Below are 15,623 nucleotides of genomic sequence, written 5' to 3'. Positions count from 1 at the left end.
TTACATAGCTGTTGGTAGAGGGGGTTTGTATGAGCAAGAAGCAGAAAAAGAACCAGACAAAGAAAAAAACCCACGTTCCCTTTCGGTTAAACGTGTTGTTTTTTTGCGTGTTTTTAATGTTCTCCGCGGTTATTGTAAGGCTTGGATACGTACAAATTGTTCGTGGTGAGGAATATAAAAATGAAGTTGAGAAAAAAGAAAATTCAACGATAAGCAATCCTGTACCACGCGGGAAAATATTTGATCGTAATGGAGAAGCGGTCGTAGATAATGAGCCTATTCGTACAATTACATTTACAAAAATGAAGGGATCAACTGCAGCAGATCGCTTAGAAACGGCGAAAAAGTTAGCAGATTTAATTGAAGTCCCAACAGATAAGTTAACAGATCGCGATAAGAAAGATTATTGGCTTGCTTTACATAAAGAAGAAGCAGAAGCAAAAATCACAAAAAAAGATCGTGAAGATTTTAAAGCGAATAAAATTGAAGATAAAGAACTAGATGAACGTCAACGAAATCGTGTAACAGAAGAAGAGATTAATCAATTGTCAGCAAAAGATTTAGAAATATTGGCGATCAAAAGCAAGATGGAAAGCGGATATGCAATGACGCCGCAAATCGTTAAAAAAGGTGCAACAGAAGAAGAATACGCGATTATTAGTGAAAATTTAGCGAAATTACCAGGCGTAGATACAAATGTTGACTGGGAGCGAAAATATAAGTATGACGATATGTTCCGAAGTGTACTTGGTGGTGTAACTTCTTCTGATGAAGGGTTACCGAGAGAAAGGCTAGATTACTATCTTGTTCGTGATTATAATCGTAATGATCGCGTAGGAAAAAGTTACCTTGAGCAACAATACGAAGATAGTTTACACGGCACAAAAGCTGAAGTAAGAAATGTTACAGATAAAGAGGGTAATATTTTAGAAACTATTAATGTGTCACAAGGACAACGAGGTAACGATCTAAATTTAACGATCGATATGAAATTACAAAAGCGCGTAGAAGAAATTCTTACAAAAAACTTAATGAGATTTAAAGGGAGCGAGCCTCTTTTAGACCGTGCATTCGTTGTAATGATGAACCCGAAAAATGGTGAAGTTTTATCTATGGCGGGGAAACAATTAGTGGATAAAGACGGCGAAACGAAAGTAGAAGATTTTGCATTAGGAACGATGACAAGTTCTTATCCGATGGGTTCAACTGTAAAAGGTGCGACAGTACTTACGGGGTATCAAACTGGTGCGATTCAGCCTGGATCTGTACAGTTAGATGAACCAATTAAATTAAAAGGGACACCTACGAAGTCATCTTGGAAACAGATGGGGTATATTAATGACCTTACAGCGTTAAAACAGTCTTCAAACGTTTATATGTTTAAAACAGCGATGAATATCGCTGGGGTTCCATATGTACGAGGCGGTACGTTAGATATTCCGAAAAGTGCGTTCGATACTATGCGTTACTATTTTGGTCAGTTTGGACTTGGTGTGAAAACAGGAATTGATTTGCCAAATGAAACTGCTGGTCAAATAGGTAAAGGAAATCAACCAGGTTTCTTATTAGATTTATCAATCGGGCAGTATGATACGTATACACCACTTCAATTAGCACAATATATTTCGACGATTGCGAATGGTGGATATCGTATGCAACCGCAAGTTGTAAAGGAAATACGTCAGCCATCGGCGAAGCCAGAGGAAGTTGGAAAAGTTGTTCAATCCATGGAACCGAAAGTATTAAATCGCATTGATATGCCTGAATCGCAAATTAAACGTGTTCAAGAAGGATTTAGACAAGTGTTTAACGATACAGGTGGTACAGCTACAAAATACTTTGCAGGTGCACCGTATAAAGCCGCTGGGAAAACAGGTACAGCTCAAACTGTATATGGCGGAGATAAAGAGATTGGTAGAAATGCAAAGGGTGAGCGTGTTGAAACATATAACTTAACATTAGTAGGTTATGCGCCACTTGAAGATCCAGAAGTAGCATTTTCTGTTGTTGTGCCATGGGTACATGATGATAAAACAGGGATTAATGGATATATCAGTCGTGAAATAATGGACGCTTACTTTGATTTGAAAAAACAAGCATTAACTGGTGAAGCTCCGCAAGATGAAAAAGCGAAAAAAAATAAAAATCAAGATGATGAATAAAAAAGTTGTAAAAAAAGCACACTATCTGAAAAGATAGTGTGCTTTTTTTTATGCCTTACGCATATGGTTTAGTAAATGTGGACAAGCATAAAATATTGAAAAAACATGTAGTTTCAAAAACGATGAACACAACAAGATTAGTGCATACGCTCTAAGTTTGTTGTGTGTGATAGGCGATAGCAGTTTTATCCCGCGTTTGAGGGCGGTAAAACTCCCACCTCAAAATTCAGCTGGAGCAAAGAAGTTAGGTGGGAGCCCTGCTGCCCGTAAACGCCCGATTGGTGAGGGCTAATAATCAGTGGGGGGATGAACAAAACCCCCACTGATTAAAGTTTCGCTTTATGGATGATTAGAAAATTTCCTGCATCTAAAGTACAAAAGTGAAAATAAAGTTTGTGTATACAGTTGTTTTTGTGGGACTTTACAAAACTTTTACAAATAATTAAAACCGAATTAATAGTTTAGCAGTATTCTTATATCTGTAATCCTGTTATTTCCGGTTACTTCTAGGAGGAAGAACACGTGAAATGGATGAGCGCATCGATTAAAGTTTTGACATTATCGACATGTTTCCTTTGTTTTAATATGTCTACTGCATTCGCTACAAATGAAATGGGAGAAGTGAGAGTTGATGGATCCTCAACGGTTTTCCCCATTATAGAGGCAGTAGCAGAGGAATATACAAAGGCCCATCCAAACGTGAAAATTTCTATTAGTATTTCTGGGACAGGGGGAGGATTTAATCGTTTCAGTAAAGGAGAAGTAGATATAAACAATGCTTCGAGATTGATGAAACCGGTAGAAGAAAATGCAATGCAGAAAAAATTCATTCAATTTACACCATTTGAGGTTGCTTATGACGGTCTAACGATTGTTGTGAATCGTCAAAATACGTGGGTAAACAATATGACGATAGACGAGTTACGTCTATTATGGAGTGAAAATGGAAGATTGAAACGATGGTCACAAATTCATTCATCATGGCCTCGTGAACAAGTTAAATTTTATGCGCCAGGCGTAGACTCTGGTACTTATGATTATTTCCAAAATGTTGTCTTACAAAATAATCGCCTTGTAAAAACGGTTTCTTTGTCTGAAGACGATCAAGTTATTATGCAAGGGGTAATGAATGATAAAAATGCCATTGCTTTTGTAGGATATGCTTATTATATGGCCAATCGAGATAAGGTAAAAGCAATACAGGTGGATGGTGTATTTCCAACGAAAGAGACCATTCAGTCGGGTACGTATAAGCCATTATCTAGGCCGCTATTTACGTATGTGAATCATGCATCTATCAGAAATAAAATTAATGTAGCAAATTATGTTGAGTTTATGATTAAGCATGTTGGAAGCCTTGCTGAAGAGGTCGGATATGTAAAATTACCAAAAGAAAAATATAATGAACAGCTGCGAATGTTAACAGAAATAAAAAGGTAATGTCAGGGTGGAAAGGGGTTTTCATCTTTGGCTCATAATGACAAAAGTCAAATTGCATTTTCTGTACAACATTTGATTGAGAGAAATACAAATAGAAGAAAAAAAACGCAGCGAATCAATCGAATTGTTCCGTTAATACTAAAAGCCATTGCTAGCGTGTCCATTGTAACGACACTTGGAATTATTATTACGTTGGCAAATGAAACAATCATGTTTTTTCAAAAGATATCATTGTATTCTTTTTTGACAGAGAAGGAATGGTTACCTTTTTTTGAAGATCCAAAATTCGGTATATTACCACTTATATGTGGAACAATCCTTGTAACAGCAATTGCCATGTTCGTAGCAATTCCTATTGGTTTAGGTTGTGCCGTGTTTTTAAGCGAATACGCTTCGAATGGCGCTCGGAAAATATTAAAACCGTTGTTAGAGCTACTAGCAGGCATCCCGACAATTGTATATGGTTTTTTCGCGTTAACAGTTGTCACACCACTTTTACAACGGGTTATACCAGATTTGCAGTTTTTTAATGCTATTAGTCCAGGTATTGTTATAGGGTTTATGATGATCCCGACGATTGCGTCTCTCTCTGAAGATGCGATGAGAGCTGTAGCGAAAGGAATTAAAGAAGCCTCATTAGCGCTAGGAGCAACTCGTTTTGAGATGGTAAAACAAGTGGTGTTTCCATCGGCTTTTACGGGCATAATGGCAGCGATTATATTAGCAGCTTCCAGGGCAATTGGTGAAACGATGATTGTTGTTATTGCAGCTGGATCAACACCCAATGTATCGATAGATCCGACTCATTCTATTCAAACATTAACAGCCTATATTGTACAAGTGAGTTTAGGTGATGCTCCGCACGGAACGATTACTTATTACAGCATGTATGCTGTAGGTGCAACGTTATTTATGTTTACTTTTATTATGAATATCATTTCGCAATATATTATGCGCCATTTTAGGAGGGTGACATAATATGCGAATGTTAAACCATAAGAACATACAAGAAAATATGGCATCTCGTTTTTTAAAGGATCGGATTTACAAGTGTTTGTTTTATATAGCAATTTTGTTTTCAGTAGTAATACTTTTTATATTGCTTTTTCAAATTTTTGAAAAAGGTATAAGTTATCTTTCAATAGATTTCTTTACAAACTTCGCCTCACGTAATCCGAGAGAAGCTGGGATTGTCGCTGCTTTGTCAGGGACAATACTATTTATGAGCATTGTTATACCAGTCTCTTTTATATTTGGAGTCGGAACAGCTCTTTATTTAGAGCATTATGCGAAGGAGTCCGTTTTTAAAAAGTTAATTGAATTAAATAATCAAACATTAGCAGGGGTACCTTCCGTTGTGTTTGGTTTACTCGGGTTAACTATTTTCGTATACGCTCTCCATTTGGGAGAGAGCATAATGGCAGCGGCACTGACGATGAGTTTACTCGTCTTACCAACTGTTGTTGTAGCTAGTCAAGAAGCGATTAGAACTGTGCCGAGCTCATTACTAGAGGCTTCTTACGGATTAGGTGCTACGAAATGGCAAACGATGTATCGAATTGTATTGCCAGTCGCTTTGCCAGGGATTGTAACGGGATGTACGTTAGCGGTATCGAGAGCAATTGGTGAGGCAGCACCATTATTAGTTATTGGGGCCCTTGCCTTTGCAAATTATGTTCCGTTCAGTATGTTTGATAGATTTACGGTTTTACCAATTCAAATTTTTAATTGGATGAGTAGACCACAAGAAGAATTTCAGTATGTAGCAGCAGCTGGGATGATTGTTTTGCTAGGATTGTTGCTCTTTATAAATATATTTGTCTTATGGTTACGAAATCGAAAATAAGTTGGAAGTGGATGAAAGGGGAATTCAAATGGTAGCAACAGTAGTAAATGTACAGGTGAAAAATGAGAAAAAGATTGAGACAGCACCCAAAAAAATAGTATTTGATACGAAAAATTTAAATTTATGGTACGGAGAAGACCATGCTTTAAAAGATATCAACTTAAGTATTCATGAGAATGAAGTAACAGCGATTATCGGTCCAAGTGGTTGTGGGAAATCAACATACTTAAAAACGCTAAATCGTATGGTAGAGTTAGTGCCTATCGTTCGAACTACGGGCGTTATCGAATATAGAGAACGAAACATATTTGATAAATCATATCCGGTTGAAGAATTACGTACGCATGTGGGTATGGTGTTCCAAAAGCCAAATCCATTCCCAAAATCTATTTATGAAAATGTAGCATATGGTCCGAAAATCCATGGTGTTCGTGACAAAAAAACACTTGATGAAATTGTTGAAAATAGCTTGCGCGGCGCAGCTATTTGGGATGAGTTAAAAGATCGTTTGCATGATAATGCATACGGTTTATCTGGTGGTCAGCAACAACGTCTATGCATTGCACGCTGCTTAGCGATTGAGCCAGACGTAATTTTAATGGATGAGCCAACATCGGCGCTAGATCCAATTTCAACATCAAAAGTAGAAGAATTAATTCAGGAGTTAAAGAAAGATTTTAGTATTGTTATCGTAACGCACAACATGCAACAAGCAGCACGAATTTCAGATAAAACTGCTTTCTTCTTAAGTGGAGAAGTTGTGGAATATACAGATACCAACAAATTATTTACAACACCTGCAGATAAGCGTACAGAAGACTACATTACAGGACGATTTGGTTGATATCGCTAGCAAGGCTAAGAGTAAATGCCCTCTTAACAGAGGGCATTTCTCACTTTCACCTCATTTTAAATAGGGGAGTAATATTTCTCTTTTCTCAAGGCTTAATAAACGTACAAGAGGCTGGGTAGGGGATTTATATAAAAGGGCACATAATATTGAGGGGGAAGAAATGATGGTAAGAGAACAGTTTCAATGTGATTTAAAAACGTTACAGCAAAAGGTGATCGAGCTTGGTGAGTTAGCAAGTGGAGCTTTATTGATTGCTATGGAAGGTCTTCACAACAGGGATGTAGAGAAAGCGTTAGAAGTCATTGATGGGGATTATCGCATGGATAATTTAGAAGAGGAAATAAATGACCTTGCGCTTATGCTTATTACAAAGCAGCAGCCTGTAGCAAGTGATTTAAGAAGAATTTTCATTTCAATTAAAACAGCGACAGATTTAGAACGTATTGCAGACCATGCTGTTAATATTGCGAAATCAACAATTCGTCTTGGTGAAAAAGAAGTGGTTGTTAGTTTGCATAATCTTGAGGAAATGTTTGAGATTGCTCATAAGATGTTAAATTTAGCATTAGAAGCATATGAGCAAGAAAATTTAACTTTTGCTAAACAAATTGCTGAAATGGATGATTCAGTTGATGAAATTTATGGGAAGGCGATTCGTGAATTTATTTCATCTATCCCTGGACAACCAGAAGCGATTACACAAATTACACAACTATCCTTTGTTGCAAGATATATTGAGCGTGTAGCAGACCATGTTACAAATATTGCCGAGAATGTATTTTATGTAGTAAAAGGAAAGCATTATTTATTGAATGAGTAGGGGGAAAAGTAGGTGATGAGAAATCACCTGCTTTTTTTAGTCAAAACATGACAAAAAAAGCTCGTTGTTTCCTTTAGTCTATGATGATAAGATGTATCATAATTAATGGGAAAATAAGTACATATATGTTAGTTACGTCTTATTAATTATTTTACCAAGTTAATGGTAAGCGCTTTCTTTTTGACGGGAGTTAAAAGGTACATTTATTTATAAAGTGAGGCTGTCTCTCGCTGATTGTTAGATCATATCAAACCGGACTTTTACTGCAGTTAATGTGGGGTAAATGATATACGGAGTTCTTGAACATTATATAAGTGGAGGCTGAAGTATATGAAGGGGGTTATTTTAGCTGGAGGAAAAGGGAGACGCCTTAGACCATTAACATGTAATACTCCAAAACCGATGTTACCATTGTTAGAAAAACCAGTTCTTGAATATAATATTGAATTATTACGTCAGCATGGTATTCGTGAAATTGCAATTACAGTTCAATATATGAGTACTGCCATTAAGCAATACTTTGGTGATGGTAGTAAGTGGGGAGTTAACTTGTATTATTTTGAAGATTCTCCTCCGCTTGGAACAGCAGGGAGTATTAAGCAAGCGGAAAGTTTTTTAGATGAAACATTTGTTGTTATTAGTGGGGATGCACTAACTGACTTTCAATTATCAGAAGGAATTGCATTTCATGAACAGAAGAAGAGAATGGTAACGATGTTTGTGAAAGAAGTAGAAAACCCACTTTCATTTGGGTTAGTTGTAATGAATAAAGAACAAGAAATTATACGATATATAGAAAAGCCGAGCTGGAATGAGGTAGTTTCTAATATTGTGAATACAGGTATTTATATAATGGAGCCAGAAATCTTTTCTTACATACCATCCATGGAATTTTCGGATTTCAGTCATGATGTGTTTCCGTTATTGGCAAATAAAAATGCTTTATTTGCATATTTATCAGAAGACTATTGGCTAGATATTGGTACATTTGATCAATATCGGCAAGCTCAATTCGATTTGTTGACGAAAAAATTGAAGGTGCCTATTCCATATACAGAAGTATTACCAATGGTGTGGATGGGAGAAGGTGTAACGATAGGAAAAGGGACGAAAATTCATGGTCCTTCTTTTATTGGGGAAGGAGCAATGATTGGTGCAGGGGTTGTAATTGAACCGTACTCTATTATCGGGAAAAATAGTATCGTTTCAAGTTATTCTCATCTTCAAAAAAGCATCATTTTTGCAAACTCTCATATAGGGAAAAATTGTGAGTTGTTAGAAACAACAATAGGAGATCATACAATGGTCGAAGATGATGTTACACTTTTTCAAAAAAGTATTGTAGCGGATCATTGTCATATAGGGAAAAGTACAGTAATTAAGCAAAAAGGAAAAATATGGCCATATAAGGAGATAGATAGTCATTCGATAGTAGGTTCTGCCGGTGTTAAAGAGAGTGAAAAGAGTGCAGGATGGTTACAAAAAAGCCGGATTGTAGGAAGGGGTAATGTTGAAATTACTCCTCAATTTATTGTGAAAGTTGCAATGGCTTATGGATCTCTTTTTGCTAAAGGAGAGAGTATATTGATTGGAAGTCAGGAAAATATAGAAACAACTTCCTTTAAAAATTTATTCCTCCATGCCATTCATGGCAGCGGGATTCATACGATGGAATGTAAAGAAATGAATGAATCGCTTTTTCAGTATGCCATTCATAATTTGCAATGTGCAGGTGGAGTTTTCGTTCAAGTGGAAAGCGAAAGAGGAATTGTTATACAACTGTATGGCAAGGAGGGCTCGTTTTTAACGTATAAGCAGCAAAAAGCGATAGAACAAGTATATATGTCTGAGTCGTTTTATTACGCTTCTGAGAAAGAAATGGGGCGAAATAAGCTAGTTCACGTTTCTGTAAATAATTATGTAGAAGCTGTGTTAGAGCGTATTGATATTAAAACGATACAAAAACAGAAGTTTCATCTTCTTATTAATAAGAGAAATGATATGTTACAACATTTACTTATGATCTTTCTACAAAGGCTTGGATGCACAGTTACATGGATTTACGCGAGTGAACAAAAAGATCATGTGAAAGCTCTGATGAAATCGAGTAAAGCAAATATGGCGCTTATGTTTTCTGAACACGGAAATCGCTTCGAATTATATGACACTCACAGTAATATTTACCAAGGAACTGATTTTGAAGAAGTAGATATTCCAGATTTATTACTCGAATCAGCAGATAATGTTTATCCAATGTCTTTGAAATTAGGGGAATGTTATCTCCTCTTTTATATGCATAACGAAAAAAACTCTTTTCAATTAAGATGGAAACGAGATATTTTATATCGAATTGGAAAATTATTCGAATTAATAGCGTTGCAAGGAAAAACATTACTTAGCATAGCAGAGCAATCACCGCCACTGTATCTACTTTATGATGAAGTTGTATGTTCATGGAAGGAAAAAGGGAAAGTAATGAGGAAATTATTGGCCGATATGGAAAGAAAAGAAGAAGGTATATTTGAAGGGATACAGTTCAAATATACCGAAAAAGAGTGGTCTTATATCGTTTCTGATACAAAACAACCAAAAATTTTGGTGTATTCACATGCTAGAAACCCAGTAATAGCAAGGGAAAACATGAAAAATCTTATAGAAAAAATTAGACAATATCAAAAGGTGTAGAATTTTTATTTCAAAAGTGGTATTATAGTATAGTCTGATTTAAGTTATTAGTGACTGGAGGGAAATAAGAATGCGTGTGAATATTACTCTAGCATGTACAGAATGCGGAGATCGTAACTATATCTCAAAGAAAAATAAACGTAACAACGCTGAGCGTATCGAGCTTAAAAAGTATTGCAAGCGTGACAAGAAGTCTACGTTACACCGTGAAACAAAGTAAGCAGTAGGAATATTTTCCTACTGTTTCTTTTTTTTATGCGATTCCTACGTAAAAGTGATACACTATCTTCGTAGAGTAAAGTGTCACTGTAAGGGGGAAAAGTGTGTGAAAGAAGAGAAAATACGTTTACGCAAACAAATAATAGAACACATGAATTCTTTATCTGAAGAACAGTATACAACTTTATCGGAACAAATTGCAGTTTCGGTGTATGGACAAAAAGAGTGGGTCGAAGCTAAAACAATTGGAATCACTCTCTCGATGGAGCATGAAGTGAATACATATCCGATTATCGAAAAAGCTTGGGAAGAAGGAAAGAAAATTGTTGTTCCGAAGTGTAATAAAGGGACAAGAACGATGTCTTTTCGACAAATTAGTAATTTAAATCAATTAGAAACAGTATATATGAATTTACGTGAACCGATTCCAGCACTTACGGAAGAAGTGAATGCGTGTGAAATTGATCTTCTTATCGTGCCAGGAGTAGCTTATACACGCCGAGGAGAACGGATTGGATATGGCGGTGGCTACTATGATCGTTATCTCGTGCACTATAAAGGGAAAACGCTATCATTAGCTTATGATTTTCAAATTGTAAAACATATTCCGGTAGAGCCATTTGATAAAAATGTAGAAAAAATTATTACAGAAAAAGGAACAATGGTTATAAATGGGCTTGTATAGACAAATAAAAATTGACGAGACTTTTTCTTCTTGATTATAATAAAATATGTGAACGTTTTCTTATTATAATTTTTTATAGTAAGTGAGCATAAAGGGTGATGAAATGATATCCATTTATGATATTCAGCAATTGCTAAAGAAATTTGGCACGATTATTTATACGGGTGATCGAATCGCTGATTTACAATTAATGCAAGATGAATTGCGTGAATTAAATCAATCACAGCTAATCGATCCACAAGACTATCAAACAGCTTTATTTTTGTTGAAGCAAGAAATTCAAAAAGAGATAAATAAGAAATAGATAAAGGTAGGTACGTAACATGGAAGAGAAATGGTTAGTTGGTGTTGACCTTGGTGGTACAACGATTAAATTAGCATTTATTAATGTGTACGGTGAAATTTTACATAAGTGGGAAATCCCTACGAATACAAATGAACAAGGAAAACATATTACACTTGATGTAGCGAAAGCTATTGATAAAAAGTTAGAAGAATTAGGTGAATTAAAAAGTAAGCTAATTGGTATTGGTATGGGAGCTCCTGGTCCTGTACATGTGGCATCTGGAATGATTTATGAAGCGGTTAATTTAGGATGGAAAAACTATCCGTTAAAAGATTTACTAGAAGTAGAAACGGGATTACCTGTTGTTATTGATAATGATGCAAACTTAGCGGCGCTTGGTGAAATGTGGAAAGGTGCCGGTGAAGGAGCAAAAGATTTAATTTGTATGACACTTGGCACTGGTGTTGGTGGTGGTGTTATCGCCAATGGTGAGATTGTACATGGTATAAGCGGTGCTGCTGGTGAGATTGGACATATTACAGTTGTTACAGAGAACGCTTTTCCATGTAATTGCGGGAAGTCGGGTTGTTTAGAAACGGTAGCCTCTGCAACAGGTATTGTGCGTGTTGCTATGCAACAAATACAAGAGACAGCTAAAGAAAGTGTTTTACGTTCTATGTTAGCAGAAGAAGGGCTTATTACATCAAAAGATGTGTTTGAAGCGCTTGGACAAGGTGACGAACTAGCAGGTGAAGTAGTGGAAAAAGTAGCTTCTTATTTAGGATTAGCTGTAGCGAACCTTGCTAGTACGTTGAACCCAGAGAAAATCGTAATTGGTGGTGGCGTATCTAAAGCTGGAGACGCACTATTAGAGCCAATTCAACGTTATTTCGAGCAATATGCTTTCTCTCGTGCTGTAAAGAGCACAAAGTTAGCAATTGCAATACTTGGTAATGATGCAGGTGTAATTGGAGGAGCGTGGCTTGTAAAAAAGCACAAATACGAGGCGAAGATGATATAAGTTGTGAATAATGAAAAGAGGAAGGGGCCCCCTTCCTCTTTTTATGCAAGATCTTGTTGGAGAATAAAAATGTAAATGGATTAAGCTGTTGGTGGGTACCCATTATATAGAACAGTCATGATTGTAAACCATCCGAAAACAAGTACGGTTGCAATAGCGAAGCCGCCCGCGAATAAGTTTTTTTCGCGAAGTGTTCTAAGCGTAGCAAATACAGCTAACAGAGTGACTAGCGTAAAAATAATAACAAGGCCCATACAATATCCTCCTCTGTCTACTCATTCATTAGAATGAGTTTTTAGAATATTTACTCTTTTATATTGTACATGTTTTAAAAATGATTGTCGAGATAACACGCCTTCTTTTCCTAAGAGAAAGAAATGTTGTATCATTAAAAGTAAATTAAATAACTGGAGGAGATTTTTATATGAAATGGATACAAATGCCTTTAGGCCCATTACAAACAAATGCTTATATTTTAACGAATGATCAAAATGAGTGTATTATTTTTGATCCTGGTCATGAAGGAGAGAAACTTGTTACATATTTACAGGAAGCGCAGTTAAAGCCACTTGCGGTTTTATTAACACATGCTCACTTTGATCATATTGGTGCTGTTGATGCCGTGAGAGACGCTTTTCATATTCCGGTATACGTACACAAAGAAGAAGCGGATTGGTTAGGAGATGCAACTGTGAATGGCTCGCAAATTTTTATGATGAACCGCAGTATTACAGCGAAACCAGCAGATCATATTATCGATGCAGAGGGCACATTAACGATTGGTTCTTTTAGTTTTGAAATTTTTGAGACACCAGGACATTCTCCAGGAAGTATTTCTTATTACAGTAAAGCAGCGAATGCTGTATTTTCTGGTGATGTATTATTCCAAATGAGCATCGGAAGAACAGATTTGCCTGGCGGAAGCTTTGCTGAATTAATTGGAAGTATTGAAGAGAAGCTATTTGTATTACCAGATGAAACAGCAGTGCTATGTGGACACGGTCCAGAAACAAGTATTGGATTTGAAAAAGAAAATAATCCATTTTTACAATAAGGAGTCATTATGGGGATGGAGCTCATTTTAAGAGAATGGATGGAAAAAGAAAAGGATCATTCGATTTCATATAGTACGTATATGAACCTCGCATTATATGCAGAGGGACATGGGTATTATATGAGAGAACGTGAAAAAATTGGCAGACGGGGAGATTTTTTTACGAGTAGCAATGTATCCTCTGTATTTGCGAAGACTTTTGCTAAGTTTTTTATTCGGCTTGTTGAAAAGGGAGAAGTTTCTCCAAATATTTGTGAGATTGGTGGGGGAACAGGAAAGTTTGCCTATGATGTTTTACAAGAATGGAAACAATTATCTCCGGAAACCTTTATCAATTTAAACTATTCAATTATTGAAGTGAGCCCTTTTCATAGAAGATTGCAGCAGGAGAGGCTTTGCTCAGTTGATAATGTATCCTATTATACATCTTATATTGAAATGGGAGAGTCTTTCGAAGGAATTATTTTTTCGAATGAATTATTTGATTCGTTTCCTGTTGAAATAGTTGAGAAAAGAAATGGAATTTTGTATGAAGTACGTATCACGTATACAGATGAGGGGAACCTTACAGAAATATTTAGACCGATTGAGAAAAGAATCGGTCGTTACTTATTGAAATATAACATTCATATTGCGGAGGGACAGCGCTTTGAAGTGCCTATTGCAATGGAAGAGTATATAGAAGAGATTACGAAATGGTTTCAGAAAGGTATATGTATTACAGTTGATTATGGATATACAAAAGAAGAATGGATGCATCCTGCACATCAAGAAGGAAGTTTACGAGGATACTATCAGCATGAGCTAATACGGAATCCTCTAGAGCATCCAGGTGAAATGGATCTTACGACTCATATTCATTGGGATGAGCTGAAGGAGATTTTTAGCCTCCAAGGAATGGGTGCAGTATGGCATAAGAAGCAATCTGAATTTTTGTTAGCGGCAGGAATATTAGAACAGCTTACGAGTCATCAAGATACGAATCCATTTTCTGAAACTCAAAAACGAAATCGAGCAGTTCGTTCTATGATTTTGAACGGAGGCTTAGGAAGTGCTTTTGATGTTGTTATACATACGAAAGATATGAAGAATTTACATTTGAATCAATATTTAACAATATGAAAAAAAACAAGACACAGTATAATTCTGTGTCTTGTTTTTTAATACGACTTATGTAGTATTATATATTTCCTCTCATGATATATATTTATATTAAAGATATGAGATGAAAAATATAGAATACGTTCTTTTTCTCCGTCTATTAGTCCCTAACCTAATAATACGCGAACGAGTTGAATAATTGTTTCATTTTCTACTTTGTAGTAAATTTCTAATCCTTTTCTTTCACTAGAAACGATTTTAGCACTTTTTAACTTTGCTAAATGCTGTGAAATTGTAGATTGTGGCATGTTTAAGCCTGTGTACATTGTAGAAACATTGCTTGGGCCACGTTCAATTAATCCTTTTACAATACATAAGCGAACAGGATGAGCAAGCACTTTCAATAATTCTGCATTGCTTTCATATAGTTCTATTTCTTTTTGAAAGGTTTCTAACATGTTCTTTTCCACCTCCGTGTGAGCTGTTATACCATACTATACATACCAAAAATTTAAAGAAAAGAAAATAGTTGTTGCAGAAAAAGAGTCCTAAAGTAAAGAAATTGTAAGAAAAGAGACCCTGATGTAAATAAAATAGATAAATTAGCACAGTTTTGTAAAATGACATTTTTGGGTGAAAATTTTGATGCGTTTCAAAAATTGAAAGATATAGATATATTCGTAACACAATTTTATCATGATTTTCTTATTCTTTCAAATGAATATACAAAATTTTTAAAATAATATGACAAAGGAATTATAATGTTATATATAGAATATAAAACAGGTTAAAAGAAGTTGATTATAATCAGCTTCTTTATAATGGTGATAATGAAATATTTGAGTGTAGCTGATAAATCTTAGAATGATCAAACCATTAGTCATTTATTCTAGAGTTAATCTTGTATCAATTTTAAAAATCTGTGATTCCATATATTCTCATAAAAATTAATTGTCTCTTTTGCGGACATAAATGGATTATTTAATGTAGAGGTTGTTTTCTGTACCATGAAGTTTTTGTATCCTAGTCCATGGGCAAATTTAATCGTAGCATCCATACAGTACTCTGTTTGGGCACCACAAAATTCAATATGATGTACAGATAATTGGTCTAAAATCTCTTTTAAGTTCGTTTTATAAAATGAATTTGCATGTGTTTTTCTTACAAAAAAATCTTGTTCTTGAACATCTAGATTGGTATGAATAGCCCAAAGTTCGTTTTCGGGTACCAAATCATCATCACAATGTTGAACAAAAATGATTGGTTTATTTGATTTTCTGTATGAAGAAATTCTTTTATTTACTTTTGTAAGTAAATTTTGTAAATCGAATAAATGCTCTTTGCTATAGCATACCCCATTTTGTAAATCGATAACGATTAAAATATCTGCACAAGTATCCATTATTTTTACCCCTTTTTTTATTTCTTAATATATCAATTAATCCATTACT

At 35.4% G+C, this 15,623-nt stretch carries 16 protein-coding genes; 13 read left to right on the top strand and 3 right to left on the bottom strand.

Going from position 1 to position 15,623, the window contains the following annotated elements; all coding sequences use genetic code 11:
- The first annotated feature begins 29 nt into the window (after nt 1-29).
- The 11 genes from MKX37_RS20915 to glcK all read left to right on the top strand — a co-directional run bounded on the left by MKX37_RS20915 (nt 30) and on the right by glcK (nt 12,017).
- On the top strand, nt 30-2,162 hold the full coding sequence (locus MKX37_RS20915) for a peptidoglycan D,D-transpeptidase FtsI family protein (protein ID WP_016120813.1): 2,133 nt from the start codon (nt 30-32) through the stop codon (nt 2,160-2,162).
- 522 nt (nt 2,163-2,684) lie between these two features.
- Complete coding sequence (locus MKX37_RS20910) at nt 2,685-3,602, top strand: PstS family phosphate ABC transporter substrate-binding protein (RefSeq protein WP_002190684.1); 918 nt, start codon at nt 2,685-2,687, stop codon at nt 3,600-3,602.
- A gap of 27 nt (nt 3,603-3,629) precedes the next feature.
- Nucleotides 3,630-4,580, top strand: coding sequence for a phosphate ABC transporter permease subunit PstC (pstC, locus tag MKX37_RS20905; RefSeq protein ID WP_078422001.1), 951 nt, complete (start codon nt 3,630-3,632; stop codon nt 4,578-4,580).
- Between the two features lies 1 nt (nt 4,581).
- The gene (gene pstA, locus MKX37_RS20900) at nt 4,582-5,448 is read left to right on the top strand and encodes a phosphate ABC transporter permease PstA (protein ID WP_002167665.1); all 867 of its coding nucleotides are present in this window, start codon (nt 4,582-4,584) and stop codon (nt 5,446-5,448) included.
- A gap of 28 nt (nt 5,449-5,476) precedes the next feature.
- On the top strand, nt 5,477-6,292 hold the full coding sequence (gene pstB, locus MKX37_RS20895) for a phosphate ABC transporter ATP-binding protein (protein WP_002088644.1): 816 nt from the start codon (nt 5,477-5,479) through the stop codon (nt 6,290-6,292).
- A 172-nt stretch (nt 6,293-6,464) separates the two neighbouring features.
- On the top strand, nt 6,465-7,121 hold the full coding sequence (gene phoU / locus MKX37_RS20890; RefSeq protein WP_002015145.1) for a phosphate signaling complex protein PhoU: 657 nt from the start codon (nt 6,465-6,467) through the stop codon (nt 7,119-7,121).
- A gap of 330 nt (nt 7,122-7,451) precedes the next feature.
- Nucleotides 7,452-9,806: a sugar phosphate nucleotidyltransferase gene (locus tag MKX37_RS20885; RefSeq protein WP_050000304.1), complete on the top strand. Its 2,355-nt coding sequence runs from the start codon at nt 7,452-7,454 to the stop codon at nt 9,804-9,806.
- A gap of 70 nt (nt 9,807-9,876) precedes the next feature.
- Nucleotides 9,877-10,026, top strand: a complete 150-nt coding sequence (rpmG, locus tag MKX37_RS20880; RefSeq protein WP_001265616.1) for a 50S ribosomal protein L33 — start codon at nt 9,877-9,879, stop codon at nt 10,024-10,026.
- Nucleotides 10,027-10,131: 105 nt separating this feature from the next.
- Nucleotides 10,132-10,710, top strand: coding sequence for a 5-formyltetrahydrofolate cyclo-ligase (locus MKX37_RS20875; protein WP_002015142.1), 579 nt, complete (start codon nt 10,132-10,134; stop codon nt 10,708-10,710).
- Between the two features lie 103 nt (nt 10,711-10,813).
- Nucleotides 10,814-11,014, top strand: coding sequence for a YqgQ family protein (locus tag MKX37_RS20870; RefSeq protein WP_002015140.1), 201 nt, complete (start codon nt 10,814-10,816; stop codon nt 11,012-11,014).
- A 19-nt stretch (nt 11,015-11,033) separates the two neighbouring features.
- The gene (glcK, locus tag MKX37_RS20865; RefSeq protein ID WP_002015139.1) at nt 11,034-12,017 is read left to right on the top strand and encodes a glucokinase; all 984 of its coding nucleotides are present in this window, start codon (nt 11,034-11,036) and stop codon (nt 12,015-12,017) included.
- Between the two features lie 80 nt (nt 12,018-12,097).
- Here glcK and MKX37_RS20860 read toward each other — a convergent pair whose 3' ends face one another.
- Nucleotides 12,098-12,271: a DUF2759 domain-containing protein gene (locus MKX37_RS20860; RefSeq protein ID WP_002015138.1), complete on the bottom strand. Its 174-nt coding sequence runs from the start codon at nt 12,269-12,271 to the stop codon at nt 12,098-12,100.
- A 170-nt stretch (nt 12,272-12,441) separates the two neighbouring features.
- On the opposite strand from MKX37_RS20860, the gene MKX37_RS20855 reads away from it, so the two are divergent.
- Nucleotides 12,442-13,071 (top strand): MBL fold metallo-hydrolase, encoded by a 630-nt coding sequence (locus tag MKX37_RS20855; protein ID WP_002129110.1) that lies wholly within the window; start codon nt 12,442-12,444, stop codon nt 13,069-13,071.
- A 9-nt stretch (nt 13,072-13,080) separates the two neighbouring features.
- Nucleotides 13,081-14,193, top strand: coding sequence for a class I SAM-dependent methyltransferase (locus MKX37_RS20850; protein ID WP_002129109.1), 1,113 nt, complete (start codon nt 13,081-13,083; stop codon nt 14,191-14,193).
- A gap of 146 nt (nt 14,194-14,339) precedes the next feature.
- Here MKX37_RS20850 and MKX37_RS20845 read toward each other — a convergent pair whose 3' ends face one another.
- Complete coding sequence (locus MKX37_RS20845; RefSeq protein ID WP_000894375.1) at nt 14,340-14,630, bottom strand: ArsR/SmtB family transcription factor; 291 nt, start codon at nt 14,628-14,630, stop codon at nt 14,340-14,342.
- Nucleotides 14,631-15,067: 437 nt separating this feature from the next.
- Nucleotides 15,068-15,574 (bottom strand): cysteine hydrolase family protein, encoded by a 507-nt coding sequence (locus MKX37_RS20840; protein WP_003191346.1) that lies wholly within the window; start codon nt 15,572-15,574, stop codon nt 15,068-15,070.
- Nucleotides 15,575-15,623: the final 49 nt, after the last annotated feature.

The sequence above is a fragment of the Bacillus sp. FSL R5-0709 genome (assembly GCF_038004785.1).
Taxonomy (GTDB): Bacteria; Bacillota; Bacilli; order Bacillales; family Bacillaceae_G; genus Bacillus_A; species Bacillus_A mycoides.
This window is presented reverse-complemented; position numbering and strand designations above follow the sequence as displayed.